Annotated in this window: 25 protein-coding genes; 17 read left to right on the forward strand and 8 right to left on the reverse strand. The window is 65.7% G+C overall.

Annotated features, from left to right (window positions below):
* Nucleotides 1-122 precede the first annotated feature (122 nt).
* Both WG898_RS12665 and map read left to right on the forward strand, forming a co-directional pair.
* Nucleotides 123-374 (forward strand): ParD-like family protein, encoded by a 252-nt coding sequence (locus tag WG898_RS12665; RefSeq protein WP_339603157.1) that lies wholly within the window; start codon nucleotides 123-125, stop codon nucleotides 372-374.
* Nucleotides 371-1174, forward strand: a complete 804-nt coding sequence (map, locus tag WG898_RS12670) for a type I methionyl aminopeptidase (protein WP_339603158.1) — start codon at nucleotides 371-373, stop codon at nucleotides 1172-1174. The genes WG898_RS12665 and map overlap by 4 nt, the downstream gene beginning before the upstream one ends.
* On the opposite strand, the gene WG898_RS12675 is transcribed toward map, so the two are convergent.
* Complete coding sequence (locus WG898_RS12675; protein ID WP_339603159.1) at nucleotides 1168-2262, reverse strand: cyanophycinase; 1095 nt, start codon at nucleotides 2260-2262, stop codon at nucleotides 1168-1170. The genes map and WG898_RS12675 overlap by 7 nt on opposite strands.
* Nucleotides 2263-2428: 166 nt before the next feature.
* On the opposite strand from WG898_RS12675, the gene WG898_RS12680 reads away from it, so the two are divergent.
* Nucleotides 2429-3103 carry a glutathione S-transferase family protein gene (locus WG898_RS12680; RefSeq protein WP_339603160.1) on the forward strand — a complete coding sequence of 225 codons (675 nt, stop codon included), beginning with the start codon at nucleotides 2429-2431 and terminating at the stop codon, nucleotides 3101-3103.
* Between the two features lie 29 nt (nucleotides 3104-3132).
* Complete coding sequence (locus WG898_RS12685) at nucleotides 3133-3627, forward strand: VOC family protein (RefSeq protein ID WP_339603161.1); 495 nt, start codon at nucleotides 3133-3135, stop codon at nucleotides 3625-3627.
* Nucleotides 3628-3663: 36 nt separating this feature from the next.
* Here WG898_RS12685 and WG898_RS12690 read toward each other — a convergent pair whose 3' ends face one another.
* Complete coding sequence (locus WG898_RS12690; RefSeq protein WP_339603162.1) at nucleotides 3664-4464, reverse strand: exodeoxyribonuclease III; 801 nt, start codon at nucleotides 4462-4464, stop codon at nucleotides 3664-3666.
* Between the two features lie 201 nt (nucleotides 4465-4665).
* Between WG898_RS12690 and WG898_RS12695 the strand changes: the two genes are divergently transcribed.
* From WG898_RS12695 to WG898_RS12705, 3 genes are all read left to right on the forward strand, one after another.
* Nucleotides 4666-6948 (forward strand): TonB-dependent receptor, encoded by a 2283-nt coding sequence (locus WG898_RS12695; protein WP_339603163.1) that lies wholly within the window; start codon nucleotides 4666-4668, stop codon nucleotides 6946-6948.
* A gap of 105 nt (nucleotides 6949-7053) precedes the next feature.
* Entirely contained in the window at nucleotides 7054-7719 is a 666-nt protein-coding gene (gene pyrE / locus WG898_RS12700) for an orotate phosphoribosyltransferase (RefSeq protein WP_339603164.1), read from the forward strand.
* Nucleotides 7719-8387 carry a hypothetical protein gene (locus tag WG898_RS12705; protein ID WP_339603165.1) on the forward strand — a complete coding sequence of 223 codons (669 nt, stop codon included), beginning with the start codon at nucleotides 7719-7721 and terminating at the stop codon, nucleotides 8385-8387. Before pyrE ends, WG898_RS12705 begins: the two co-directional genes overlap by 1 nt.
* Before the next feature lie 77 nt (nucleotides 8388-8464).
* Here the strand turns inward: WG898_RS12705 and gatB are convergent, their stop codons facing one another.
* The 3 genes from gatB to gatC are packed head-to-tail and all read right to left on the reverse strand — an operon-like array spanning nucleotide 8465 to nucleotide 11719.
* Nucleotides 8465-9919 (reverse strand): Asp-tRNA(Asn)/Glu-tRNA(Gln) amidotransferase subunit GatB, encoded by a 1455-nt coding sequence (gene gatB / locus WG898_RS12710; RefSeq protein ID WP_339603166.1) that lies wholly within the window; start codon nucleotides 9917-9919, stop codon nucleotides 8465-8467.
* Between the two features lie 4 nt (nucleotides 9920-9923).
* Nucleotides 9924-11417: an Asp-tRNA(Asn)/Glu-tRNA(Gln) amidotransferase subunit GatA gene (gatA, locus tag WG898_RS12715; protein WP_444718936.1), complete on the reverse strand. Its 1494-nt coding sequence runs from the start codon at nucleotides 11415-11417 to the stop codon at nucleotides 9924-9926.
* Nucleotides 11418-11419: 2 nt separating this feature from the next.
* A complete protein-coding gene (gene gatC / locus WG898_RS12720) occupies nucleotides 11420-11719 on the reverse strand; it encodes an Asp-tRNA(Asn)/Glu-tRNA(Gln) amidotransferase subunit GatC (protein WP_339603168.1) in 300 nt (99 codons plus the stop codon).
* Nucleotides 11720-11993: 274 nt separating this feature from the next.
* Here gatC and WG898_RS12725 point away from each other — a divergent pair, with 274 nt between their 5' ends.
* The 5 genes from WG898_RS12725 to rodA are packed head-to-tail and all read left to right on the forward strand — an operon-like array spanning nucleotide 11994 to nucleotide 17754.
* Nucleotides 11994-13037 carry a rod shape-determining protein gene (locus WG898_RS12725; protein ID WP_339603169.1) on the forward strand — a complete coding sequence of 348 codons (1044 nt, stop codon included), beginning with the start codon at nucleotides 11994-11996 and terminating at the stop codon, nucleotides 13035-13037.
* A 51-nt stretch (nucleotides 13038-13088) separates the two neighbouring features.
* Entirely contained in the window at nucleotides 13089-14078 is a 990-nt protein-coding gene (gene mreC, locus WG898_RS12730) for a rod shape-determining protein MreC (protein ID WP_339603170.1), read from the forward strand.
* Nucleotides 14075-14596, forward strand: a complete 522-nt coding sequence (gene mreD / locus WG898_RS12735; RefSeq protein ID WP_339603171.1) for a rod shape-determining protein MreD — start codon at nucleotides 14075-14077, stop codon at nucleotides 14594-14596. The genes mreC and mreD overlap by 4 nt, the downstream gene beginning before the upstream one ends.
* A 9-nt stretch (nucleotides 14597-14605) precedes the next feature.
* Complete coding sequence (gene mrdA / locus WG898_RS12740) at nucleotides 14606-16600, forward strand: penicillin-binding protein 2 (protein WP_339603172.1); 1995 nt, start codon at nucleotides 14606-14608, stop codon at nucleotides 16598-16600.
* Entirely contained in the window at nucleotides 16597-17754 is a 1158-nt protein-coding gene (rodA, locus tag WG898_RS12745) for a rod shape-determining protein RodA (RefSeq protein WP_339603173.1), read from the forward strand. Before mrdA ends, rodA begins: the two co-directional genes overlap by 4 nt.
* On the opposite strand, the gene WG898_RS12750 is transcribed toward rodA, so the two are convergent.
* Together WG898_RS12750 and WG898_RS12755 are read right to left on the reverse strand one after the other, a co-directional pair.
* Nucleotides 17741-19255, reverse strand: coding sequence for a sensor histidine kinase (locus WG898_RS12750; protein WP_339603174.1), 1515 nt, complete (start codon nucleotides 19253-19255; stop codon nucleotides 17741-17743). The genes rodA and WG898_RS12750 overlap by 14 nt on opposite strands.
* Nucleotides 19256-19270: 15 nt before the next feature.
* Entirely contained in the window at nucleotides 19271-19951 is a 681-nt protein-coding gene (locus WG898_RS12755) for a response regulator (RefSeq protein WP_339603175.1), read from the reverse strand.
* A 141-nt stretch (nucleotides 19952-20092) separates the two neighbouring features.
* On the opposite strand from WG898_RS12755, the gene recA reads away from it, so the two are divergent.
* Together recA and WG898_RS12765 are read left to right on the forward strand one after the other, a co-directional pair.
* Nucleotides 20093-21130 (forward strand): recombinase RecA, encoded by a 1038-nt coding sequence (recA, locus tag WG898_RS12760; protein ID WP_339603176.1) that lies wholly within the window; start codon nucleotides 20093-20095, stop codon nucleotides 21128-21130.
* A 16-nt stretch (nucleotides 21131-21146) separates the two neighbouring features.
* The gene (locus tag WG898_RS12765; protein WP_339603177.1) at nucleotides 21147-21641 is read left to right on the forward strand and encodes a regulatory protein RecX; all 495 of its coding nucleotides are present in this window, start codon (nucleotides 21147-21149) and stop codon (nucleotides 21639-21641) included.
* Nucleotides 21642-21804: 163 nt separating this feature from the next.
* Here WG898_RS12765 and WG898_RS12770 read toward each other — a convergent pair whose 3' ends face one another.
* Nucleotides 21805-21987, reverse strand: coding sequence for a hypothetical protein (locus WG898_RS12770; protein WP_339603178.1), 183 nt, complete (start codon nucleotides 21985-21987; stop codon nucleotides 21805-21807).
* A gap of 110 nt (nucleotides 21988-22097) precedes the next feature.
* Between WG898_RS12770 and sucC the strand changes: the two genes are divergently transcribed.
* From sucC to WG898_RS12785, 3 genes are all read left to right on the forward strand, one after another.
* Nucleotides 22098-23258 (forward strand): ADP-forming succinate--CoA ligase subunit beta, encoded by a 1161-nt coding sequence (sucC, locus tag WG898_RS12775; RefSeq protein WP_339603179.1) that lies wholly within the window; start codon nucleotides 22098-22100, stop codon nucleotides 23256-23258.
* A gap of 31 nt (nucleotides 23259-23289) precedes the next feature.
* Nucleotides 23290-24183 (forward strand): succinate--CoA ligase subunit alpha, encoded by an 894-nt coding sequence (gene sucD, locus WG898_RS12780; protein WP_285234252.1) that lies wholly within the window; start codon nucleotides 23290-23292, stop codon nucleotides 24181-24183.
* Between the two features lie 213 nt (nucleotides 24184-24396).
* Nucleotides 24397-25134: a TerC family protein gene (locus WG898_RS12785; protein WP_339603180.1), complete on the forward strand. Its 738-nt coding sequence runs from the start codon at nucleotides 24397-24399 to the stop codon at nucleotides 25132-25134.
* Nucleotides 25135-25140: the final 6 nt, after the last annotated feature.

The raw sequence follows: 25140 nt of genomic DNA on the forward strand, positions 1-25140 counted from the left end.
TGTCGAGTCTCGGATGCCCCGGTAAGGGCGCGCCATTGTGCCCAAGCCCGCGTCCGCATGACTTCCGGCACGGATTCGGGGCGACGATACGTTTCGTATACGAATCGTTTAGAATGGTCGGCATGGGCATCGTCAAGATTTCAGACCAGCTGCATGAGAGCCTGCGCATTGCCAGCGGCGCGCTTTCACGCTCGATCAACGCGCAGGCGGAGCATTGGATGCGCATCGGCATGCTGGCCGAGCTGCACCCCGACCTCGATCACCGCGAGATCAGCCAGCTGCTGATACGGGCCGAGCAGAGCGGGGGGCTGGACCTGGCGGCGATCGCGGCCATGCCGGCCAAGCCGCGCGGCGGCCGCAAGGGCCTGCAATGAGGGGCGGCGGCGTCAAGATCCGCACGGCGGACGAAATCGCCAAGGCGCGCGCGGCCGGCCATCTGGCCGCCCAGGTGCTGCACATGATCACGCCCTTTGTGCAGCCCGGCGTCAGCACCGATGCGCTGGACAAGATCTGCCACGACTACATCGTCGACGAACTCAAGGTGACGCCGGCCAATATCGGCTACCACGGCTATCCCAAGACCCTGTGCAGCTCGGTCAACGAGGTGGTCTGCCATGGCATCCCCTCGCCAGCCAAGATCCTCAAGGACGGCGACATCGTCAACCTCGACGTGGCCGTCATCAAGGACGGCTGGTTCGGCGACACCAGCCGCATGTATTACGTGGGCGAGCCCAAGCCGCTGGCGCGCCGCCTGGTGGACACCACCTACGAGGCCATGCGTGCCGGCATCATGAAGGTGCGCCCCGGCGCCACGCTGGGCGACGTGGGCTTTGCGATCCAGCGCGTCGCGCATGCCGCGGGTTTCAGCGTGGTGCGCGAATACGGCGGCCATGGCATCGGCGACATCTATCACGACGAGCCGCATGTGCTGCACTTCGGCAAGCCGGGCGACGGCCTGCGCCTCAAGGAGGGCATGATCTTCACGGTCGAGCCCATGATCAATGCGGGCAAGCGCGGCGTGAAGGATCTTGCCGACGGCTGGACCGTCGTGACCATGGACCGCTCACTCTCGGCACAATGGGAGCATATGGTGCTGGTTACCGCCACTGGCTTCGAGCTGCTGACGCCCTGGCCGGAGGGCTGCGGGACCTACCCCGCCATCGTCAGTCAGTAGATGCTGCCGTTGGCGCCCGAGGAAGTCAGCACGCCGCCGATCACGTCCAGCCAGTAGGGCGCGACATTGGGGCTGCGGCTCCAGTTGCGCAGGTCCATCGTGCCCTCCTGGGCGCGCAGGCGATCCACCCGCACGCTGGCGAAGCTCAGTGGCATCTTGGCCTGGATGGTGGTGGCGGCGATGCTGGGGCGCAGGAAATAGGCGGCGCCAAGGCCCATTACCGTGCCCACGCCATCGTCCACCACCACGGCGGTCTGCTCGTCCACGCCGATGCCGCGCGCGTCGTCGGGGCGGGCCACCCAGGCGTCCTTGATGATGCGGGCCAGGAAGGTCATCAGGCGGCCCATGCGGTCGCGCGTGACGAGGTGGGCATCGGCAATCGTGTTGCCCAGACCGGGCACGCTGGTGATGAAGCCACGATCCAGTGTGAGCCGGCGGTCGTAAGGGTTGGCCATCGCCTGGGCCGAAGTGATGGTGTCGTTCTGCGCCGAGAAATCGAACTGCGCCAGCACCGCCAGGCCGGCGCTGGTGCCACCCACCGGCACCTTTCTGGCGATCAGGCCCTGCACGGCCTGGTCCAGCGCCGTGCCCTTCCAGAGCTTGATGTAGTCCCATTGGTCGCCGCCGGCAATGAACAGCAGGTCGGCACCGGCGACGATGCGCTGGACATTGGCGTCATTGGCGCCCTCGCGCGTCTTCACCACCAGGGTCTCGACCGAGTCGACCCCGCCCATCTGGTGGAGGTAATCGTTGTAGCCATCGGCACCCGATGCGCGTATCACCACCACGTCGATCGGCGTGTTGCCCGCGCCGCGCGCCTTGGCAATCATGGCCATGAAGGCGGCGTCGACATCGGGGCCACCGCCCATCAGTACCGCCAAGGGCGTGGCGGGTGCCTGCGGGGACTGGTCGGTGGCGCTGCCGGTGAGGTAGTAGTCGTAGTTCCTGGAGGCGTAGGTCGGGGTGCCGGCCTTCTGCTCCGAGCCGCCCGCCAGCGCTGGTGTGGCCAGCGTCATCGACAGCAGGCAGGCGGCCAACAGGCCCCGCATCAGTGTCAGGCAGGAGGGGCGTGATGAAAGCTTGGGCATGGCACGACTCCAAACCCGGCGCGGCGGTGGCCAGGTGCCGGGCTAGTGTAGGGCGACAGCGGGGAAACCTGACTCGGCCAGACTTGCGCAAGGGACTACATTGCGTATTGCCGCGGCGCACGGCCCGATGCTGTACTTCCGATGCAAGCCTTGCAGGAGACGATCAATGAAGCTCTACTACCACCCCGCCTCAACCACCAGCCGGCCCTTGATGTTGTTTGCCGCGGAGCAGAGGATTCCGCTGGAGCTGCAACTCGTGGACCTGTTCACCGGCGAGCATTACCAGGCGCCTTTCGAGGCCATCAATCCGAACCATCTGGTGCCGGTGCTGGAGGATGGTCCCTTCCGTCTGACCGAGAGTTCGGCCATCCTCAAGTACCTGGCCGACAAGATCGACTCGCCGCTCTACCCCAAGGACTTGCAGGCGCGCGCGCGCGTCAACGAGCGCATGGACTGGGTCAACACCCAGCTATGCCGCGACCTTGCCTATGGCGCGGTCTACCCGCAGATCTTCCCGCTTCACAAGCGCCGCAGCGACGAGGCGCAGAGCGCACAGCTGCAGTGGGGCCGCGAGCGCGCGCAAGTCTGGCTCAAGGTGCTGGACCAGCACATCCTCGGTGCCCAGAATCCCTATCTATGCGGCGCACAGATGACGATCGCGGACTACTTTGCCAGCGCCTTCGTGGCGCTGGCCGAAACCATAGGCAGCGACCTGGCCGCCTACCCGCAGCTGCGGGCCTGGTTGGGCCGCATGAAGGCCTTGCCCAACTGGGCGGCCGTGAATCAGGTGATCGATGGCTATGCGGCTTCCCTGAAGGGCCAGGCCATGCTGGCGGTGTAGCGCGGCCGGACGCCGACGAGGAGGCCACGATGATTCGCAAGCTGCATCACAACGCCTATCGCTGCCGCGACTCGGAGGCGACGCGCGCCTTTTACGAAGACTTTCTTGGCCTGCCGCTGAGCGGCACCCTGGAGATCACGCAGACGAAAAGCGGCCGCGCGACGCACACCCTGCATACCTTTTATCGGCTCGACGACGGCTCCTTCCTGGCCTTCTTCGAGGCGCCCGACATGCCTTTCGAGTTCAAGGCGCAGCACGATTTCGATCTGCATATCGCGCTGGAGGTGTCGCGGGAAACGCTCGAGCAGATGTTTGCCAAGGGCCACGGTGCAGGCATCGAGACCCGCGGCGTGTCGGACCACCATTTCATCGACTCGATCTACTTCCGCGACCCCAATGGCTATGTGATCGAACTGTGCGCCAAACGCGCCGAGCATGATCAGGCCATGGATCCAGCCACGAACGGCGCGCGCGAGAAGCTGCGGCGCTGGACGGCGTCCAAACCCGCGCCGAGTCAAGCATAACGTCTTGACTCGGCGGCCTGCCGAGCGTCCTTTCTGTCAGAGCTTGAAGTCGTAGTCGATCGTCAGCGGCGCATGGTCGCTGAACTTCTGCTCCTTGTATATCGAGGCCCGCTTGGCCAGCGCGGCGAGCGCGGGCGTGGCGAAGTGGTAATCCAGGCGCCAGCCCACGTTCTTGGCATAGGCCTGGCCGCGGTTGCTCCACCAGGTGTAGCAGGCGTCGGTGGTGTCGGGGTGCAGCTGGCGATACACGTCAACCAGACCGCCGTCCTTCTTGCCGGTGCCGAATAGCTTGTCCAGCCAGGCGCGCTCCTCGGGCAGAAAACCCGAGTTCTTGAGGTTGCCCTTCCAGTTCTTCAGGTCGGCCTCCCTGTGCGCGATGTTCACATCGGCTACCAGGATGAATTCGCGCTGCGCCTTCAACGCCATCAGGTGCGGGAGCATCGCGTCGAGGAAGCGGTACTTGGCCTCCTGTCGTTCAGGCCCGCTGCTGCCACTGGGGAAGTAGCAGCTGATCAGGCTGAGCTTGCGGCCGGGCTTGTCGAAACGCTTCTCGACCCAGCGACCCTCGGCGTCGAACTCCGCGTTGCCAAAGCCAATCAGCAGTTCGCTGGGTTCCTCTCTCGTGTACAGGCCCACGCCCGAGTAGCCCTTCTTCTCGGCATAGTGGAAATGGCCTTTGAGTTTGCCCGAGCTGCAGTAGACGCCGGCCACATGCTCGTCCTGGGCCTTGACCTCCTGAACGCCAAGCGCATCGGCTTTTTGCTCGGGCAGCCATTCGAAGAAACCCTTGCTTGCGGCGGAACGTATGCCGTTGAGGTTGGCGGTGATGAAGCGCACGGTGAACTTTCTTGGGCGTGAACGAAAGTCTCGCAGTCTAGGGGGCTTCGCTGGCACTGTCGTGGCCGGCCCACATTTCCGGCCGTTGATCGGCGGGGATTTGGCAAGCGCCGATGCGGCTGCTAGATTTCATTCACCCTCAACCGCAAACGTTTGCCCGCATTTGGCGTTGTGCAAACGAAACCGCCAAAGGATGTACCCATGAAACAGCAAGGATTCAAGCCGAGCGCGCTGACGCTGGCACTCTTGTCGGCATTTCCGATGCATGCCGCGCTGGCGCAGAGCGCCGAGTCGACCGAGGCCCGCAAGGAGCCCGCGCAGCTGGAGGCTGTGATCGTGACCGGTAGCCGGCGCGTGGAAAACATCAAGGATGTGCCGCTGTCGATCTCGGCCATCAAGGGCGATGCGCTGGAGACCTACAACGCCAGCGGCCAGGACATTCGTGCGCTGTCGGGTCGCGTGCCCAGCCTGAACATCGAGTCGGATTACGGCCGCACCTTCCCGCGTTTCTATATCCGCGGCATCGGCAATATCGACTTCGACATGAACGCCTCGCAACCGGTGGGCCTGGTGTACGACGATGTCGTGCAAGAGAGCATTGCGCTCAAGGGCTTCCCGGTGTTCGACGTTGATCAGGTTGAAATGCTGCGTGGCCCGCAGGGCACGCTGTTCGGCCGCAATTCGCCGGCGGGCGTGATCAAGTTCGACTCGGCCAAGCCCGGCAAGCGCAAGGAGGCCTATGCCACCATCGGTTACGGCCGCTGGAATTCGGTGAATGTCGAAGCAGCAATGAACCTGCCGCTCAGCGAGGATTGGCAGCTGCGCGTGGCGGGATTGATGCAGCGTCAGGATGACCGCGTGCACAACCCCCTGCCAGGCGCCACCAGCGACCTGGAAGGCTATAACGACAAGGCCTTGCGCCTGCAGGCCGCCTACAAGAACGGCGGCTTCTACGGTCTGTTCAAGCTGCAAGGGCGTGATTACAAGGGCTCCGCCACGACCTTCCGCGCCAACATCATGAAGAAGGGCACGAATGAGTTGGTGGACGGCTTTGACTACAAGTACTACCCGACCGATGGCTACAACAGCCAGACGCTGCAGTCCCATGAGCTGAGCGCGCGCCTGCGCTGGGAACTGGACGGAATGACGCTGCACTCCATCACCGCCTACGACCGTGCCAAGTTCTACAGCCGTGGCGATGTGGACGGCGGCTTCGGCAGCGACGCCATCTTCGGCGGGCCCAAGCAGTTGCCCATGGGGCCCAACTACCCCGGCCAGCCGGCCTATATTCCGTTTGACGCGCAGACCGCCGACGGCATCCCCTATCTGCGCCAGATCACCCAGGAATTGCGCCTGCAGTCCAACACCAGCGCGCCGCTGCAGTGGATCGCTGGCGTCTATTACTTCAGCGAAAAGCTGCAGGTCGATAGCTTCAACTTCGACACCTTTGCCGCCGGTGATCCGCAAAACGGCTATGCCGTGCAACACCAGGACGCCAAGTCCTGGGCCGCCTTCGGCAACCTGAACTACGCCCTCACGCCCGACTTCAAGATCCGCGGCGGCCTGCGCTACACCGACGACAAGAAGGACTGGGACGGTTCGCGTACCCAGGGCTTTAGCACCGTCGGCCCCCTGAGCACCCACCCCAAGTCCACCAACTGGAGCTGGGATCTGGGCGCCAACTACAACGTCGACAAGGCGACCAGCCTTTTCGCACGCGTGGCCACCGGCTATCGTGCTCCCTCAATCCAGGGGCGTGTGCTGTTTGGCGACACCTTCTCAGAGGCCAAGGCCGAGAAGGTGCTGTCGGTGGAGGGCGGCTTCAAGGCTGACCTGCTCAACAACACCGCGCGCATCAGCGGCACGGTCTTCAAATACCGCATGAAGGACATGCAGCTGACCGCCAGCAGCGGCCAGGTGAATCAGAACGTGCTGCTGAACGTGGCAAAGGCCGAGGGCCAGGGCTTCGAGCTGGACGCCCAGGCCATCATCGCGCGCGACTGGAAGACCACGCTGGGCTTCTCCTACAACGACACCAAGATCAAGGACCCCAATCTGTTCACGCAGACCTGCGGCGCACCATGCACCCTGCTCGACCCGATCAAGGCGGGCACCAATCCGGCCGACAAGATCGTCTCGATCGACGGCAACCCGCTGCCGCGCGCGCCCAAGGTCGTATGGAACTGGACGCTCAAGTACAGCACCGAGATTGCGGGCGGCGACCTTTCCGTGCTGACCGATTGGGCCTACAAGGACAAGTACAACATGTTTGCCTATGAGGCCGTCGAGTACCGGGCCAAGGCGGCGCTGGAGGGCGGCCTGCGTGTGAGCTACGGCTGGGCCAATGGCAAGTACGAGGTGGCGGCGTACTCGCGCAATATCACCAACCACTTGCAGACAGTTGCGGCCATTGCGTTCAACAACCTCACCGGCATCGTCAATGAACCGCGCAGCTACGGCGTGCAGTTCCGGGCTACCTACTGACGCCTGACCCAGGGTCGCTGCGCAGGCCTGGCCCTCAAAAGGGGCCGGGCCTCATTTTTGTGCCGCCTACAATGCCGGCCAGTCCCATCTCTCGCCTCGCAGCCCATGAACACCCCCAGCACCGCCCAGGAATTCGTCGCCTTCGCCGTCGAGGCAGGGGTGTTGCGTTTCGGTGAGTTCAAGACCAAGGCGGGGCGTCTGAGCCCCTATTTCTTCAATGCTGGCCTGTTCGACGATGGCGCCAAGCTGGGGCGTCTGGCCGGCTTCTATGCGCGCACCCTGATCGATTCGGGCATCCAGTTCGACATGATCTTCGGGCCGGCCTACAAGGGCATCACGCTGGCTGCCGCGGTGGCGATCGAGCTGGCGCGCCTGGGCCATAACAAGCCCTTTGCCTACAACCGCAAGGAGGCCAAGGACCATGGCGAGGGCGGCACCCTGGTGGGCGCGCCGGTGCGCGGCCGTGTGCTCATCATTGACGACGTGATCTCGGCCGGCACCTCGGTGCGCGAATCCATCGCGATGATCCAGGCCGCCGGCGCCACGCCCTGCGGCGTCGCTATCGCCCTGGACCGCCAGGAGAAGGCGGTGGAGAACGGTGTGGACAGCCCGAAGTCGGCGGTACAGTATGTGAGCGAGCAACTGCAACTGCCTGTGAGCGCAATTGCCGGCCTGTCGGACTTGCTGCAGTATTTGCAAACGACGAGCAGCCCTGCCATCGCCGCCCATGCGGGCGCGGTGCAAGCCTACCGAGATCGTTACGGAGTCTGATGCGCGCTTCCGTTGTTCTTCGCGTCGTTTCGCGCGGCCTTTGTGCTGTTGCTGCGCTGTTGGCCAGCGGCCTTGCCTTGGCGCAGCCGGCGGCCAAGCCAGCCGGCAGCATCTACAGCTGCACCACCGCGGATGGCCGGCGTCTGACCTCGGACCGACCGATCGCCGAATGCAGCACGCGCGAGCAGCGGGTGCTGAATGCCGATGGCTCGCTGCGCACGGTGGTGCCGCCGGCGATGTCGCCCGAGGAGCGTGCCGCGCATGAAGCGGCCGAGCGCAAGTTGGCGGTGGAGCGAGCCGCCAAGGCGGACGCGGTGCGGCGCGACCGCAATCTGATGGCGCGCTACCGCAGCGAAGCGATGCATCAAAAGGCGCGCGAGGCGGCGCTTGATGATGTCAACAAGTCGATGCGCATCTCGGAAAAACGCATCCAGGACCTCGCGGTCGAACGCAAGCCCTTGCTGGATGAGGCCGAGTTCTATACCGGCAAGCAGCTGCCGGCCAAACTGCGCCTGCAACTCGATGCCAATGATGCTTCGACGCAGGCGCAGAAGGAACTGATCGAAAACCAGAAGGCCGAGCTGGTGCGTGTCAACAAGCTCTACGACGTGGAGCTGGCGCGGCTCAGAAAGCTCTGGGCCGGCGCCCCTCCAGGTTCCATCGACTAAGCGCCAAGGCTGGTCACGCGAGACGTGCCCAGCCCTTCGCTGAGCGTCGGCCAGTCCTCAGTGGACTGACCTCGGTCTCAGCTCAGCTTCTTCTTCAAGAGCTCGTTGACCGCGCTGGGATTGGCCTTGCCCTTGGTGGCCTTCATGGCCTGGCCGACCAGGGCGTTGAAGGCCTTGTCCTTGCCGGCGCGGAACTCGTCCACCGATTTCTGATTGGCGGCCAGCACCTCGTCGAGGATGCGCTCCAGCTCGCCGGTGTCGCTCATCTGCTTCAGGCCCTTGGCCTCGATCAGCGCGTCGACGTCCGCACCTTCGCCACTCCAGAGCGCCTCGAACACCTGCTTGGCGGCGTTGTTGGAGATGGTGCCGTCCTGGATGCGCTGGATCAGCGCGCCCAGCAGGGCCGGGCTGACCGGGCTGGCCTCGATCTCACGCTCCTCGCTGTTGAGGCGGCGCGAGACCTCGCCCATCAGCCAGTTGGCCACCAGCTTGGGTGCGCCGCAGACCTGCTTGGCGGCCTCGTAGAAGCGCGCCGTGGCCAGGCTTTGCGTCATGATGGCGGCGTCGTAGGCTGTCAGCCCGTCCTGCTGCTCGAAGCGCGCGGCCATCACCGAGGGCAGCTCGGGCATCTCGCCCTTCACCCGCTCCACCCATTCCGGCGCGATCAGCAGCGGCGGCAGGTCGGGGTCAGGGAAGTAGCGGTAGTCGGCCGAGTCTTCCTTGCTGCGCATGGCGCGCGTCTCGCCGGTGTCGGGGTTGAAGAGCACCGTGGCCTGTTGAATCTTGCGGCCATCCTCGATCTCGTCGATCTGCCAGTTGACCTCGTAGTCCACCGCCTGCAGCAGGTAGCGGAAGCTGTTCAGGTTCTTGATCTCGCGGCGCGTGCCATAGGGCTCGCCGGGCTTGCGCACCGAGACGTTGACGTCGCAGCGGAACGAGCCCTCCTGCATATTGCCGTCGCAGATGCCCAGCCACATCACCAGCGCGTGCAGGGTCTTGGCGTATTCGCAGGCCTCGGCGCCCGAGCGCATCTCGGGCTCGGAGACGATTTCCAGCAGCGGCGTGCCGGCGCGGTTCAGGTCGATGCCCGACTGGCCGTGGTAGTCCTCGTGCAGGCTCTTGCCGGCGTCTTCCTCGAGGTGGGCGCGCGTCAGGTTGACGACCTTCTTCTCGTCGCCGACGAAGAACTCGACGCGGCCGCCCTGCACCACCGGGATCTCGAACTGGCTGATCTGGTAGCCCTTGGGCAGGTCGGGGTAGAAGTAGTTCTTGCGCGCAAAGATCGACAGCGGCGCCACCTTGGCGCCCACCGCCAGGCCGAAGCGGATGGCGCGCTCGACCGCGCCGCGGTTCAGCACCGGCAGGGTGCCGGGCAGTGCCAGGTCCACCGGGGAGGCCTGGGTGTTGGGCGCGGCGCCGAAGGCGGTGGAGGAGCCGCTGAAGATCTTGGAGGCGGTGGAGAGTTGGACGTGGTTTTCCAGGCCGATCACGACCTCGTAGCCACGGATCAGTTTGCTGCTAGAAGATGCCATGTGCTTAAATTCCTGCGGGGGCTTGGGTGTGCCAGTCGGTGGCCTGCTGCAAGGCATGGGCCGCATGCAAGAGCTGACCTTCCTTGAAGTAGTTGCCCAAGAGCTGCAGGCCCACCGGCATGCCGCCTTCGCCAAAACCCACCGGCACGCTCATGCCGGGCAGGCCGGCCAGCGAGCCCGGCAGGGTGAAGATGTCGGCCAGATAGGCCTTGACCGGATCGTCCGCACCTTCGCCAGCCTTCCAGGCCACGCTGGGGGCGACCGGGCCGGCGATCAGATCGCATTGCCGGAAGGCCTGCTGGAAGTCGTCGGCGATCATGCGGCGCAGCTTCTGGGCCTGCAGGTAGTAGGCGTCGTAGTAGCCATGGCTCAGCACATAGGTGCCAATCATGATGCGGCGCTTGACCTCGGCACCAAAGCCTTCGGCGCGGCTCTTCTTGTACATGTCCAGCAGGTCGTCGTACTGGGCCGCGCGGTGGCCGAACTTCACGCCATCGAAGCGACTCAGATTCGAGCTCGCCTCGGCCGGGGCAATGATGTAGTAGACGGGGATCGCCAGCTCGGTGCGCGGCAGGCTCACGTCCACCAGGGTGGCGCCAAGCTTTTCCAGCTCGGCCAGGCCGGCGCGCACCGCGACATTCACGTCCGCGGCCAGTGCGGCGGGGAAGAACTCCTTGGGCAGGCCGATGCGCAGACCCTTGAGCGGCTGGCCGGCCGTGGCGCCCTCGCGTGCCTGCAGCATCTGGGCATGGAAGTCCTGCGGCGGCTGCTGCACGCTGGTGGCGTCGCGCTCGTCAAAACCGCTCATGGCCGAGAGCAAGAGGGCGCAGTCCTCGGCGCTGCGCGCCATCGGGCCGGCCTGGTCCAGGCTGGACGCAAAGGCGATCATGCCGTAACGCGAGCACACGCCATAGGTGGGCTTGATGCCGGTGATGCCGGTGAAGCTGGCGGGCTGGCGGATCGAGCCGCCGGTGTCGGTGCCGGTCGTGGCCGGCACGATGCGCGCCGCCACCGCCACCGCCGAGCCGCCCGAGGAGCCGCCGGGCACGCGGCCCCGATCCCAGGGGTTGTGGGCGGGGCCGTAGGCCGAGTTCTCATTCGCCGAGCCCATCGCGAACTCGTCGCAGTTGAGCTTGCCCAGGCTCACCGTGCCGGCGGCATTGAGCCTGGCCACCACGGTGGCGTCGAAGGGGCTACGGTAGCCGGCCAGCATCTTGGAACCGGCCGTGGTGGGCATGTCGGCCGTGACGTAGATGTCCTTGTGCGCCAGCGGGATGCCGATCAGGGCCCCAGCCTCACCGGCCGCCAGCCGTGCATCGGCCGCCTGCGCGCGCGCCAGGGCACCGGCGGCGTCCACATGCAGGAAGGCGCCCAGGGCCTCATGCGAGGTAACACGTGCAAGCAGATGTTGGGTCAGTTCGGCGCTGGAAAAGGCCTTGGCGCGCAGGCTTGTGGCCAGTTCGGCCACGCCCATATCGTGAAGGGACTTGCTGCTCATGCTCATTCGATGACCTTGGGAACCAGGAACAGGCCGTCCTCGACGGCGGGTGCGCTGCGTTGGTTGAGTTCGCGCTGATTGCTCTCGGTGACCAGGTCGTCGCGCAGGCGCAGGGCGACCTCCTGCACCGCGGAGAGCGGGGTGTACAGGGGCTCGACGCCGCTGGTGTCCACCGCGCTCATCTGCTCGACGATGGAGAAGAAGCCATTCAGCTGCCCGAGCAGGGCGGCCTGCTCGCTGGCGGCCAATTCCAGCCGGGCCAGGTGAGCGATACGACTCACGTCTTGTGGGGTCAGGGCCATGGGGGGAAGCCAATCCAAAAGTGTCAAAAACAAAGCCCCGGAAGGGCTTGCGCTAGGTCAGATCCTAGAGGTGATCGGGTATTATCTCCGCTTATCTCCATGCCATCGGGGCTGCGCGCCGTTCAGGTCCACGCAGCCTCGCTGTTTATGGTGCGAACGATTCCCGCGGCAGCCTGGTCTGCCGCCTTAACCTGACCCGCAAAGCCTGCTTTCGGGCCGGGTGTGATCTGGAGCCACAGCTGCAGATGCGCCTGCCCGACGAACCCATCACATCATGTTCGCTTCCCTGCGCCGCTACTTCTCCACCGACCTCGCCATCGACCTCGGCACCGCCAACACCCTGATCTACGTGCGCGGCAAGGGCATCGTGCTGGACGAACCCTCGGTCGTCGCGATCCGCCATGAAGGCGGCCCGAATGGCAAGAAGACCATCCAGGCCGTGGGCCGCGAGGCCAAGGCCATGCTGGGCAAGGTGCCCGGCAATATCGAGGCGATCCGCCCGATGAAGGACGGCGTGATCGCCGACTTCACCGTCACCGAGCAGATGCTCAAGCAGTTCATCAAGATGGTGCACGACTCGAAGATGCTCAAGCCGAGCCCGAGGATCATCATCTGCGTGCCCTGCGGCTCGACCCAGGTGGAGCGCCGCGCGATCCGTGAATCGGCGCTGGGAGCCGGTGCCAGCGAGGTCTACCTGATCGAGGAGCCGATGGCCGCTGCCATCGGTGCCGGCCTGCCGGTCTCGGAAGCCTCGGGCTCGATGGTGGTCGACATCGGCGGCGGCACCACCGAGGTGGGCGTGATCTCGCTGGGCGGCATGGTCTACAAGGGCTCGGTCCGCGTCGGCGGCGACAAGTTCGACGAGGCCATCATCAACTACATCCGCCGCAACTACGGCATGCTGATCGGCGAACCCACGGCCGAATCGATCAAGAAGAACATCGGCTCGGCCTTCCCCGGCTCCGAGGTCAAGGAAATGGAAGTCAAGGGCCGCAACCTCAGCGAGGGCGTGCCGCGCAGCTTTACGATCTCGTCCAACGAGATCCTGGAGGCGCTGACCGACCCGCTCAACCAGATCGTTTCGGCGGTAAAGAATGCGCTCGAGCAGACCCCGCCCGAACTGGGCGCCGACATCGCCGAGCGCGGCATGATGCTGACCGGCGGTGGCGCGCTGCTGCGCGACCTGGACCGCCTGTTGGCCGAGGAAACCGGCCTGCCGGTGCTGGTGGCTGAGGATCCGCTGACCTGCGTGGTGCGCGGTTGCGGCATGGCGCTGGAGCGCATGGAGCGCCTGGGTTCGATCTTTACGTCGGAGTGAGGGGTCGGCCCCGCGGGCTGTTGACGACAGCGGTCTGACCTTCAAGTACGCATGCCCTTCGGCACCCTGGATCGCTCGCCACCTCCCTTCTTTCGCCAAGGCCCTTCGGCGCTGACCAAGCTGCTGCTGTGCGCGGCGCTGGCGGTGTTCCTGATGGTGGCGGACGCGCGCTTCAAGGTGGCGCAGCCGGCGCGTGCCGCGCTGGCCCTGCTGCTGCACCCGGTGCAGCGCCTCCTGCTCTCGCCGGTGGACGCCTGGGAGCAGCTGGGCGACTACTCGCGTGGCATGCAGCGCGCCATGGCGGCCGAGGACCTGGCGCGCAAGCAGCTGGTGCAGCAGGCCGAACGGCTCTCGCGCGCGCAACAGCTGCAGGCCGAGAACCAGCGCCTGCGCGAGCTGCTGAAGATGCGCGAGGCGCTGGCGGTCAAATCGCTCGCCGCCGAGGTGCTGTACGAGGCCACCGACCCCTATTCGCGCCGCGTCATCATCGACCGCGGCAGCCACCAGGGGGTGCGCGCCGGCTCGCCGGTGATCAACGATGCCGGCGTGCTGGGCCAGGTCACGCGCGTCTACAACTTCTCGGCCGAGGTCACGCTGCTGACCGACAAGGACGCCGCCATCCCGGTGCTCAACACCCGCACCCAGCAGCGCGGCGTGGCCTATGGCGGCGAGCGCAGCGAGGGCCCAATGGAGCTGCGCTTCATGGCCGCGAACGCCGACATCAAGAACGGCGACCTGCTTTCCACCTCGGGCCTGGACGGTGTCTACCCGCCCGGCCTGCCGGTGGCCAAGGTGGCCCAGGTGGAGCGGCGCGGCGATACCAGCTTTGCGCGCGTGAGCCTGGCACCCACGGCCCAGCCCGATGCGGCGCGCCATGTGTTGATCCTGGAACCGCTGGAAGTGCATGAGGCGGCGCGCGCCGAAGCGGCCGCGGCGGCGGCCTCGGAAGCCGCGCTATTGGCCGAACGCAAGGCCCAGGCCAAGGCGGAAGCCAAGGCGAAGAAGGATGCGGCGCGCGAAAGCAAGGGAGAGACGCGATGATCATGCCGCGCGGCTCGGGCCAGCTGCTGCTGCCCGCCAATCCCCTCTTCATCGCCCTCACCCTGATCCTGGCCCTGGTGCTGGACATGGTGCCGCTGGGCCGTCAGCCGGCCATGCCCGACCTGCTGGCCATCACCCTGGTGTTCTGGAACGTGCATCAGCCGCGCCGCGTGGGCGTGGGCTTTGCCTTTGTGTTCGGCCTTTTCATCGATGTGCACCATGGCGCGCTGCTGGGTCAGCATGCGCTGGCCTACAGCCTCTTGAGCTTCGGCGCCGTGGCCCTGCACCGGCGCTTGCCCTGGTTCTCGCTGCCGGTGCAGGCGGTGCAGGTGCTGCCGCTGTTCGTGCTGGCGCATCTGGTGTCGCTGCTGGTGCGCCTGCTGGTGGGCGGCATGGCGCCGGGGTGGAGCCTGGTGCTGGCGCCTTTGTTCGAGGCGGCACTGTGGCCGCTGGCCAGCTGGATCCTGCTGGCGCCGCAGCGCCGGCCGCCCGATCCCGACGCCCACCGCCCGCTCTAGCCCGCAAACATGACGGTTCTGAAGAACCTCCACCAGGAGCTCTCGCGTTTTCGCTTCCGCGTGCTGGCGGCGGCGGGCTTCGTGCTGTTCTGCTTTGCGCTGCTGGCGGCGCGGCTGGTGTTCCTGCAGGTGCTGCAGCACGAGACCCTGCTGGAGCGCGCCGAGTCCAACCGCGTGACGGTGGTGCCCATCGTGCCCAATCGCGGCCTCATCAAGGACCGCAACGGCATCGTGCTGGCCAGCAACTACTCGGCCTACACGCTCGAGATCACGCCCTCCAAGGTGCCGAATCTGGACGAGACCATCGATGCGCTGGCCGGCGTGGTGGAGATCCAGGGGCGCGACCGCCGCCGCTTCAAGCGCCTGATGGAGGAGAGCAAGAGTTTCGAATCGCTGCCGATCCGCACCAAGCTGAGCGACACCGAGGTGGCGCGCTTCGCCGCCCAGCGTTTCCGTTTCCCCGGCGTGGAGATCAAGGCCAGGCTGTTCCGCAGCTATCCGATGGGACAGGTGGGCGCGCATCTGCTGGGTTATATCGGCCGCATCAACCAGGCCGAGAAAAAGGCCATGGAGGATTGGCCCGAGGAGGAGCTCTCCAACTACCGCGGCACCGAATACATCGGCAAGCTGGGCCTGGAGCAGGCCTATGAGCAGGAGCTGCACGGCAGCACCGGCTTCGAGGAAATGGAAACCAGCGCCGGCGGCCGCGCGGTGCGGCGCCTGGCGCACCAGCCGCCCACGCCCGGCAACACGCTGATGCTGTCGATCGACATCCGCCTGCAGGCCCTGGTGGAAGAGCTCTACAAGGACCGCCGTGGCGCCCTGGTGGCGATCGACCCGCGCAGCGGCGAGGTGCTGGCCTTCGTCTCCAAACCAAGCTTCGATCCCAACCTCTTCGTCGATGGCATCGATGCCGACAGCTGGCGTGAGCTCAACGAGGACATCGACAAGCCGCTGCTGAACCGCGCGCTGCGCGGCACCTACCCGCCCGGCTCGACCTTCAAGCCCTTCATGGCGATGGCGGCGCTCAACAGCGGCAAGCGTGGCCCCAACGTGATCGTGCAGGACAATCTGACCTACAGCTTCGGCGGCCGCACCTTCGGCAGCCCGGAGACCGACCGGCCCGGCCCCAAGGACATGCGCCTGGCGATCGTCAGCTCGTCCAATGTCTATTTCTACAGCCTGGCCAACGAGATGGGGGTGGACCTGATCCACGATCAGCTGGAACCCTTCGGCCTCGGCCGCAAGACCGAGATCGATGTGCAGGGCGAGGTCACCGGCGTGCTGCCCTCGCAGGCCTGGAAGCGCCGCTACTTCGCCAAGAGTCCGGCGAATCAGAAATGGTTTCCCGGTGAGACGATCTCGCTGGGCATTGGCCAGGGCTACAACAACTTCACCATGCTGCAGATGGCCACCGCCGTGTCGACCCTGGCCACCGGCGGCCAGCGCTACCGGCCGCGCCTGGTGCGCGAGATCGAGGATGTGGTGAAGCACGAGAGGCGCCGCGTCGCCAGCGATGCGCTCGCGCCGCTGCCGCTCAAGCCCGAGCATGTGGAGGTGATCATCAATGCGATGCACGGCGTGACGATCGAGGGCACCTCGCGTGCCGCCTTCATGGGCGCGGCCTACAAGAGCGGCGGCAAGACCGGCACGGCGCAGGCCATCGGCCTGAAGGCGGGCGAGAAATACAGCGCCATCAAGGCCGACGAGCACAAGCGCGACCATTCGCTCTACATCGCCTTCGCGCCGCTTGAAGCGCCCAGCATCGCGCTGGCGGTGATCGTGGAGAACGCCGGTTTCGGCTCGACCTCGGCCGCGCCGATCGCGCGCCGCGTGTTCGACTATGTGCTGACCGGCCAGTACCCCAGCGAAGAGGACATCGCGCTGACCCAGCAGGGCAAGACCACCGCGCCGGTGGGGCAGCCGCGCCCGATCGCGCAAGTGCCCTTGCCGGGGGCGGCGCCCGCGGCCGCCAGCGCAGCCGCGTCGGGAGGTTCGCGATGAACAAGGCCTTCAAGGCTCCCAGCCTCTGGCAGCGCCTGCGGCCCTGGTTCCAGGGCTTCGACCTGCCGCTGCTGCTGGCAATCGCCTGGCTGATGGGCCTGGGTCTGTTGTGCATGTACTCTGCAGGTTATGACCATGGCACGCGTTTTGTCGACCATGCGCGCAATATGCTGCTCTCGCTGGTCGTCATGTTCCTGATGGCGCAGCTGCCGCCGCAGCGGCTGATGAAGCTGGCGGTGCCGCTCTACAGCGTGGGCGTGGCCCTGCTGGTGGCGACGGCGCTGTTCGGCGTCACCAAGAAGGGCGCGACGCGCTGGCTCAGCATCGGCGTGACGCAGATCCAGCCCTCCGAGATCCTGAAGATCGCGATGCCGCTGATGCTGGCCTGGTGGTTCCAGAAGCGTGAGGGCCTGTTGCGCCTGCCCGACTTCGTGGCCGCCTTCGTGCTGCTGGCGATTCCGGTCGGTCTGGTGGCCAAGCAGCCCGACCTGGGCACGGCCATCCTGGTGCTGGCCGCCGGCCTGTATGTGATCTTCTTCGCCGGCCTGTCCTGGAAGCTGATCGTGCCCGCCATCGCCATCGGCGCCATTGCCATCACGGCGCTGGTGATGAGCGAGGAGGCGATCTGTCAGCCCGAGGTGCAATGGCCGGTGTTGCGCGAGTACCAAAAGAACCGCGTCTGCACCCTGCTGGATCCGACCAAGGACCCGCTGGGCAAGGGCTTCCACATCATCCAGGGCGAGATCGCGATCGGCTCGGGCGGCGTGACCGGCAAGGGCTTCATGAAGGGCACGCAGACCCATCTTGAATTCATCCCCGAGCGCACCACCGACTTCATCTTCGCCGCCTTTGGCGAGGAGTTCGGCCTGATCGGCGCGGCGGCGCTGCTGCTGGGCTTCAGCGCCCTGATCCTGCGCGGCCTGATGATTGCCTCGGAGGCGCCGACGCTGTTCTCACGCCTGATGGCGGGGGCCATCACGCTGAGCTTCTTCACCTATGTGTTCGTCAACATGGGCATGGTGTCGGGCATCCTGCCGGTGGTGGGCGTGCCGCTGCCCTTCATCAGCTATGGCGGCACTGCCATGGTGATGCTGGGCCTGAGCCTGGGCATGCTGATGTCGATCTCCAAGAGCCGGCGCTTCATGCACCGCTGAGCGGAGGCGGGAGCTCGCCCTGCAGCACATGGGCCTGGAAGCGGATCGTGAAGCGCGCGCCAGGGCCCATGCCGTCGGGCTCCACCATGCCGGGGCGGCGCGGCCGCGCCTCGTCCAGCGTGACCTCGGCCTCGTGCTGCTGGGCGATCTCGCGCACGATCGCCAGTCCCAGGCCTGAGCCGTCAACATTCGTGCCGAGCGCGCGGTAGAAGGGCTGGAACACCTTCTCGCGCTCCGACTCGGGGATGCCGGGGCCGGAGTCCTCCACCTGCAGCACGCAGACCTGGCCGAAGGGGTCTTCCACCACGCGCACGGTGATGGTGCCGCCGGCCGGCGTGTAGAGCAGGGCGTTGTCCACCAGATTACGGATCAGCTCGCGTATCAGCAGCGGATGGCCCAGGATGCGCAGCGCGCTGCCGGCCTCGTCGGGGCCCTCGTAGCCGAGGTCCAGGCGCTTCTCCATCGCGCGCGGCACGAAGTCGCGCACCGTTTCGATGGCCAGCTCGGGCAGATTCACCTCGCTGCGGCGCGCCGCATGTTCCTGGTCTTCGGCCCGCGCCATCGCCAGCAGCTGGTTCACCATATGCGCGGCACGCTGGCTGGAGAGCGAGATCTGCTGCAGCGAACGTTTCAATTCGCCGGGCGAGCTGCGGCCCTCGTCGATCTCGCGCTGCGCAAACTCGGCCTGGGTGCGCAGGCCGGCCAGCGGCGTCTTTAGCTGGTGCGCGGCGTCGGCGAGGAAATGCTTCTGGCTGCTGATGGACTGGTCCAGCCGCTCCAGCAAATCGTTGATGGCGCGCACCAGCGGCGCGACCTCGTCGGGAATGCGGCGTTCGTCGATGGGGCTCAGGTCCGAGCTGTCGCGCGAGCGGATGCGGCGCTGCAGGTCGTTCAGCGGCGCGATGCCGCGCGCCAGCGCCAGCCACACCAAGAGCACGGCCAGCGGCAGGATCACGAACTGCGGCAGGATCACGCCCTTGATGATTTCGTTGGTGAGGCGCGCACGCTTGCCCAGGGTCTCGGCCACCTGCACCAGCATGGTCTTGCCGCTGGGGCCCATGCCTTCGGGCACCACCCACAGATAGGCCACGCGCACATTCTCGTGGTCCACCTCGTCGTCGCGGAAGTGCAGCTCCCAGGGCACGATGGTTTCGTCGGCGGTGGGCACGGGCAGGTTGCGGTCGCCGTTCAGGTACTCGCCGCGCAGACCCAGCACCTGGTAGTAGATGGTGTCGGCTTCGTCGGCGCGCAGCAGCGCCGCCGCCTCGGGCGAGAGCGCATAGCGCGAACTGGCCTTGCCGCCGCGCGGCTGCTCGGCCGCCACCTGCAGGCCCAGCGAGCGTGCCATCTCGCCCAGCTCGCGGTCGTAGGGCTTGCTGGCAATGCCCTGCGCCACCAGCCAGGTCAGCGCCACGCTGATGGGCCAGATCACCAGCAGGGGGGCGAGCATCCAGTCGAGGATCTCGCCGAACAGCGAACGTTGCCCGTTGTCAGCGGCCATGCATGACGCCGGGGGTCAGGTCTTGACTTCCTGGATCTTCTCCAGGCAGTAGCCCAGGCCGCGCACCGTGGCGATGCGTATCGGGCCCTGCTCGATCTTCTTGCGCAGGCGGTGGATATAGACCTCGATGGCGTTGTTGCTGACTTCCTCGCCCCATTCGCACAGGCGCTCCACCAATTGGTCTTTGCTGACCAGCCGGCCGGCGCGCTGCAGCAGCACCTCCAGCAGCGAGAGCTCGCGCGCCGAGAGTTCCACCATCTGGTCGTTGATATAGGCCACACGGCCGGTGGCATCGAAGGACAGCGGGCCATGCTTGATGACGCTGGAGGCGGTGCCCAGGCCGCGTCGGGTGAGGGCGCGCACGCGCGCTTCCAGCTCCTGCAGCGAGAAGGGCTTGGCCATGTAGTCGTCGGCGCCCAGGTCCAGGCCCTTGACGCGCTGCTCCACGCTGTCGGCCGCGGTGAGTATCAGCACGGGTACGGCGCTGCCGCGCGCGCGCAGCTTGCGCAATACCTCCAGGCCGTGCAGGCGCGGCAGGCCCAGGTCCAGAATCACCAGATCGAATTCATGCGAGGCCAGCGCGGCATCCGCTTCGGTGCCGGTGCCCACCTGGTCCACGGCATAGCCCGAGGCGCGCAGTGAGCGCAGCAGGCCATCGGCCAGCACTTGGTCGTCTTCAGCGATCAGGATGCGCATCTTTTCTCCATGGGCCGGGTCAGGGATGCCGGCGCCTGTCCCTCATTCTATGGAGCCGCCCGCTTGCCGAGCGGCCTCGCATAAACTACTGTACGAATATACAGATTGCGCCATAATGCGCGCATCAACCGGAGAGCATTCATGGACGCCCCAGTCAAAGCCATCAACACCGAGAAAGCCAAGGCCCTGCAGGCCGCACTTGCCCAGATCGAAAAGCAATTCGGCAAGGGCTCCATCATGCGCCTGGGCGAGGGCGAGGTGATTGAAGACATCCAGGTGGTGTCCACCGGCTCGCTGGGCCTGGACATCGCGCTGGGCGTGGGCGGCCTGCCGCGCGGCCGGGTGGTCGAGATCTACGGCCCCGAGTCCTCGGGCAAGACCACGCTGACCCTGCAGGTGATCGCCGAGATGCAAAAGCTCAGCGGCGTCTGCGCCTTCATCGACGCCGAGCATGCGCTGGACATCCAGTACGCGCAAAAGCTGGGCGTGAACCTGCAGGAGCTGCTGATCAGCCAGCCCGATACCGGCGAGCAGGCGCTGGAAATCGTCGATGCCCTGGTGCGCTCGGGTTCGGTGGACCTGATCGTGGTGGACTCGGTGGCCGCGCTCACGCCCAAGGCCGAACTGGAAGGCGAGATGGGCGATGCCCTGCCCGGCCTGCAGGCCCGCCTGATGAGCCAGGCCCTGCGCAAGCTCACCGCCACCATCAAGAAGACCAATTGCATGGTCATCTTCATCAACCAGATCCGCATGAAGATCGGCGTGATGTTCGGCAGCCCCGAAACCACCACCGGTGGCAACGCGCTGAAGTTCTACGCCTCGGTGCGCCTGGACATCCGCCGCATCGGCTCGATCAAGAAGGGCGAAGAGGTGATCGGCTCCGAGACCAAGGTCAAGGTGGTGAAGAACAAGGTCGCGCCCCCCTTCAAGACCGCCGAATTCGACATCCTCTATGGCGAGGGCATCAGCCGCGAGGGCGAGATCATCGACATGGGCGTGGTGGCCAAGGTGGTCGAGAAGTCCGGCTCCTGGTATGCCTACAAGGGCGAGAAGATCGGCCAGGGCAAGGACAACGCACGCGAGTTCCTGCGCGAGAACCGCGACGTGGCCATCGAGATCGAGAACAAGGTGCGCGAGTCCATGGGCGTGCCGCTGCTGACCGAGAGCGAGGCAGGCTGATCAGCCTAGGCAGGCCATGGTGCGCGGACAGCCGCTGTCGCTGAAGGCGCGCGCCATCGGCCTGTTGGCGCAGCGCGAGCACAGCCTGGCCGAGTTGCGCCGCAAGCTGATGCGCTTGACGCGGCAAAGCAAGGATGCAGCCGCGCAGGATGGCGAGGTGGCCGGGCAGGATCCGGCGGCCGAGGTCGATGCCCTGTTGGTCTGGCTGCAGGCCCAGGGCTATTTGAGCGAGACGCGCTTTGTCGAGTCGCGCATCCATGCGCGCAGCCAGCGCTATGGCAATCTGCGTATCCAGCAGGAGCTTGCTCAACACGGGCTGCGGCTCGAGGCCGAGCAGCTAACCAGGCTGAAGGACGGCGAATTCGAGCGCGCGCGCCAGATCTGGCAGCGCAAATTTGGTGGCGAGGCGCCGGTGGATGCGGCCGCCCGCGCCAAGCAGATGCGCTTTCTGGCCGGGCGGGGCTTTTCGCCCGAGGTGATACGCCGCGTGCTGCGCGCGGACGACGAATAGCTGGCGCAAGGGCTCCGAGCGGACTTGAGTTGGCGCAAGCTGGTGCCAGGAGCACCCCCGCCAAGGTCCTTGTTGACAGCCTCGTGAAAGCCTTGATGCAGCGCAGCATGCTACATTGGCGCACTGCGCAAGGCGTGCTTGCCGGCCTCCGACGGCCCGCGGGCTACATTTTCGCGCCAAGCCGTCCATGCGTTTCATGTCCCTGCCCAGCCTCTGCCCCGTGCGTCAGCCCTCGCACCGTCGAAACTTCGTCGGGCAGGTTGATGCGCGTGAACGCGGCCGAACGCGCTTGCTGCCGGATCGCCGCCGCGCACTTCGCAGCAAGGGTCTGCTGGTGCAAACTCATGACCCTCGCCGGCAGCGCGTCGCGTCGGCTCGTCCGAACGCGCGGGCACTGACCGCTGCCTGCACTTCCTGATTCACTTCTTCCTTCTATCCATCAAGCGAGACCTCCCTATGAAGATCCACGAGTACCAGGGCAAGGAAATCCTGCGCCAGTTTGGCGTGCCGGTGCCCCGCGGCATCCCGGCCTTCACCGTGCAAGAAGCGGTGGAAGCCGCCCAAAAACTCGGCGGCCCGGTTTGGGTGGTCAAGGCGCAGATTCACGCCGGTGGCCGCGGCAAGGGCGGCGGCGTGAAGCTGGGCCGTTCGCTGGAAGAAGTGAAGGCGCTGGCCGAGCAGATCCTGGGCATGCAGTTGGTCACGCACCAGACCGGCCCGGAGGGCCAGAAGGTGCGCCGCCTCTACATCGAGGAGGGCGCTGACATCAAGAATGAGCTCTATGTGTCGCTGGTCACCGACCGCGGTACGCAGAAGGTGGCCTTCATCGCTTCGAGCGAAGGCGGCATGGACATCGAGGAAGTGGCCCACTCCACGCCCGAGAAGATCCTCACCGAGCTGATCGATCCGCTGGTTGGCCTCACGGTCGAGCAGGCCAAGAAGATCGCCGCCGGCATCGGCCTGACGGGCCACTCGGTCGATCAGGCCGTTGACCTGTTCCAGAAGCTCTACAAGTGCTATATGGACACCGACGCGTCGCTGGTTGAAATCAACCCGCTGAACTGCGATTCCAAGGGCAATCTGATTGCGCTGGACGCCAAGTTCAACTTCGACGCCAACGCGCTGTTCCGTCATCCCGAGATCGTCGCCTACCGCGATCTGGATGAAGAAGATCCGGCCGAAGTCGAGGCCTCCAAGTTCGACCTGGCCTATATCAGCCTGGACGGCAATATCGGCTGCCTGGTGAACGGCGCCGGCCTGGCCATGTCCACCATGGACACCATCAAGCTGTTCGGCGGCGAGCCGGCCAACTTCCTGGATGTGGGTGGCGGCGCCACTGCCGAGAAGGTCACCGAGGCCTTCAAGATCATGCTGAAGAACAAGTCCGTGAAGGGCATCCTGGTCAATATCTTCGGCGGCATCATGAAGTGCGACACCATCGCCGAAGGTGTGATCACGGCCTGCAAGGCCGTGAACCTGTCCGTGCCGCTGGTGGTGCGCATGAAGGGTACCAATGAAGAGCTGGGCAAGAAGATGCTGGCCGAATCCGGCCTGCCCATCATCGCTGCCGACACCATGGCCGAAGCCGCGACCAAGATCGTCGCCGCTGTTGCCTGAGTCTGCCTAAAGCCCCGCAAGGAAAGAAATCATGTCGATCTACATCAACAAAGACACCAAGGTCATCACCCAGGGCATCACCGGCAAGACCGGCCAGTTCCACACCCTGGGCTGCCAGGCCTATGCGAACGGCAAGAACGCCTTCGTCGCTGGCGTGAATCCCAAGAAGGCGGGCGAGAAGTTCTCGGACATCCCCATCTTCGCCACCGTCAAGGAAGCCGCGGCGCAGACCGGCGCCACCGTATCGGTGATTTATGTGCCGCCCGCCGGCGCAGCCGCCGCGATCTGGGAAGCCGTGGAAGCCGATCTGGACCTGGCCATCTGCATCACGGAAGGCATCCCCGTCCGTGACATGCTGGAAATCCGCAACAAGATGAAGGCCAAGGAAGCGGCCGGCGGCAAGAAGACCCTGCTGCTGGGCCCCAACTGCCCCGGCCTGATCACGCCGGAAGAAATCAAGATTGGCATCATGCCCGGCCACATCCACCGCAAGGGCCGCATCGGCGTGGTCTCGCGTTCGGGCACGCTGACCTACGAAGCCGTGGCACAGCTGACCGAAATCGGCTTGGGCCAGTCCAGCGCCGTGGGCATCGGCGGCGACCCGATCAACGGCCTCAAGCACATCGACGTGATGCAGGCCTTCAACGACGATCCGGATACCGACGCCGTCATCATGATTGGTGAAATCGGTGGCCCGGACGAGGCCGAAGCCGCACGCTGGTGCAAGCTGAACATGAAGAAGCCGGTGGTCGGCTTCATCGCCGGCGTGACAGCCCCTCCCGGCAAGCGCATGGGCCATGCCGGCGCGCTGATCGCCGGCGGTGCCGACACGGCCGATGCCAAGCTTGCCATCATGGAAGAGTGCGGCTTCACCGTGACGCGCAATCCATCCGAAATGGCCAAGCTGCTGAAGGGCCTGCTCTAAGCCGACCGGCCCGGCCTGCGACGGTGCGTACTATCACGCACCAGCGCGCAGGCCAGGCGCCAGACAATCGTGGCGCTGCCAGGCGCGCGAACCAGAGACAGAAAGAGGGGCGCCACCGCCCCTCTTTGCATTTCGGCCGCCAGCGTCCGCATGCCCGCCCAGGCCTTAGACTGGGCGATCTGAACCAGGATCCCCACCGCATCAGCACACACCATGGACATGCTGTTCAGTCCCGAATTCTGGCTTGCCGTTGGCCAGATCATCATGATCGACATCCTGCTGGGTGGCGACAACGCCGTCGTGATCGCGCTGGCCTGCCGCAAGCTGCCGGATGCGCAGCGCACCAGGGGCATCATCTGGGGCACTGTCGGCGCCATCGTGCTGCGCGTGGTGCTGATCTTCTTTGCGCTGACCCTGCTCAAGCTGCCCTATCTGAAGCTGATCGGTGGTGCACTGCTGTTCTGGATCGGCATGAAGCTGATGGTGCCCGAGGATGGGGACGGGCATGCCGACATCCAGGCCAGCGACAAGCTCTGGGCCGCCGTCAAGACGGTGATCGTGGCCGACTTCGTGATGAGTCTGGACAATGTGATCGCGATTGCCGGCGCCGCCGAGGGCGCGGGTGGTGATCACAAGATGCCGCTGGTGATCTTCGGTCTGCTGGTCTCGATTCCCATCATCGTCTGGGGCAGTCAGATGGTGATCAAGCTGATGGACCGCTTCCCCGTCGTGATTACCGCTGGAGCCATGCTGCTGGGATGGATCGCCGGCACCATGATGCTGTCGGATCCGGCGCTGAGCCCCTGGCTGCCGCTGCCATCGGGCGGCGAACGCAGGGCCCTATCGGATGTGTTGCCGCTCTGGCATTACGCCAGTGGCGTGCTGGGTGCGCTGCTGGTGCTGGCGCTGGGCAAGCTGTTTGCGGCGCGCACTGCGGCCGCGCAGGGTTGAGTTGCG

The organism is Paucibacter soli (assembly GCF_037482845.1).
GTDB lineage: Bacteria > Pseudomonadota > Gammaproteobacteria > Burkholderiales > Burkholderiaceae_C > Paucibacter_B > Paucibacter_B soli.

Excerpts from the sequence above, each read along its gene's own strand:
- WG898_RS12665 (WP_339603157.1), top strand. The coding sequence starts at position 123 with ATGGGCATCGTCAAGATTTCAGACCAGCTGCATGAGAGCCTGCGCATT.
- map (WP_339603158.1), top strand. The coding sequence starts at position 371 with ATGAGGGGCGGCGGCGTCAAGATCCGCACGGCGGACGAAATCGCCAAG.
- WG898_RS12675 (WP_339603159.1), bottom strand. The coding sequence starts at position 2,262 with ATGCCCAAGCTTTCATCACGCCCCTCCTGCCTGACACTGATGCGGGGC.
- WG898_RS12680 (WP_339603160.1), top strand. The coding sequence starts at position 2,429 with ATGAAGCTCTACTACCACCCCGCCTCAACCACCAGCCGGCCCTTGATG.
- WG898_RS12685 (WP_339603161.1), top strand. The coding sequence starts at position 3,133 with ATGATTCGCAAGCTGCATCACAACGCCTATCGCTGCCGCGACTCGGAG.
- WG898_RS12695 (WP_339603163.1), top strand. The coding sequence starts at position 4,666 with ATGAAACAGCAAGGATTCAAGCCGAGCGCGCTGACGCTGGCACTCTTG.
- pyrE (WP_339603164.1), top strand. The coding sequence starts at position 7,054 with ATGAACACCCCCAGCACCGCCCAGGAATTCGTCGCCTTCGCCGTCGAG.
- WG898_RS12705 (WP_339603165.1), top strand. The coding sequence starts at position 7,719 with ATGCGCGCTTCCGTTGTTCTTCGCGTCGTTTCGCGCGGCCTTTGTGCT.
- gatB (WP_339603166.1), bottom strand. The coding sequence starts at position 9,919 with ATGGCATCTTCTAGCAGCAAACTGATCCGTGGCTACGAGGTCGTGATC.
- gatA (WP_444718936.1), bottom strand. The coding sequence starts at position 11,417 with ATGAGCAGCAAGTCCCTTCACGATATGGGCGTGGCCGAACTGGCCACA.
- gatC (WP_339603168.1), bottom strand. The coding sequence starts at position 11,719 with ATGGCCCTGACCCCACAAGACGTGAGTCGTATCGCTCACCTGGCCCGG.
- WG898_RS12725 (WP_339603169.1), top strand. The coding sequence starts at position 11,994 with ATGTTCGCTTCCCTGCGCCGCTACTTCTCCACCGACCTCGCCATCGAC.
- mreC (WP_339603170.1), top strand. The coding sequence starts at position 13,089 with ATGCCCTTCGGCACCCTGGATCGCTCGCCACCTCCCTTCTTTCGCCAA.
- mreD (WP_339603171.1), top strand. The coding sequence starts at position 14,075 with ATGATCATGCCGCGCGGCTCGGGCCAGCTGCTGCTGCCCGCCAATCCC.
- mrdA (WP_339603172.1), top strand. The coding sequence starts at position 14,606 with ATGACGGTTCTGAAGAACCTCCACCAGGAGCTCTCGCGTTTTCGCTTC.
- rodA (WP_339603173.1), top strand. The coding sequence starts at position 16,597 with ATGAACAAGGCCTTCAAGGCTCCCAGCCTCTGGCAGCGCCTGCGGCCC.
- WG898_RS12750 (WP_339603174.1), bottom strand. The coding sequence starts at position 19,255 with ATGGCCGCTGACAACGGGCAACGTTCGCTGTTCGGCGAGATCCTCGAC.
- WG898_RS12755 (WP_339603175.1), bottom strand. The coding sequence starts at position 19,951 with ATGCGCATCCTGATCGCTGAAGACGACCAAGTGCTGGCCGATGGCCTG.
- recA (WP_339603176.1), top strand. The coding sequence starts at position 20,093 with ATGGACGCCCCAGTCAAAGCCATCAACACCGAGAAAGCCAAGGCCCTG.
- WG898_RS12765 (WP_339603177.1), top strand. The coding sequence starts at position 21,147 with ATGGTGCGCGGACAGCCGCTGTCGCTGAAGGCGCGCGCCATCGGCCTG.
- WG898_RS12770 (WP_339603178.1), bottom strand. The coding sequence starts at position 21,987 with ATGAGTTTGCACCAGCAGACCCTTGCTGCGAAGTGCGCGGCGGCGATC.
- sucC (WP_339603179.1), top strand. The coding sequence starts at position 22,098 with ATGAAGATCCACGAGTACCAGGGCAAGGAAATCCTGCGCCAGTTTGGC.
- sucD (WP_285234252.1), top strand. The coding sequence starts at position 23,290 with ATGTCGATCTACATCAACAAAGACACCAAGGTCATCACCCAGGGCATC.
- WG898_RS12785 (WP_339603180.1), top strand. The coding sequence starts at position 24,397 with ATGGACATGCTGTTCAGTCCCGAATTCTGGCTTGCCGTTGGCCAGATC.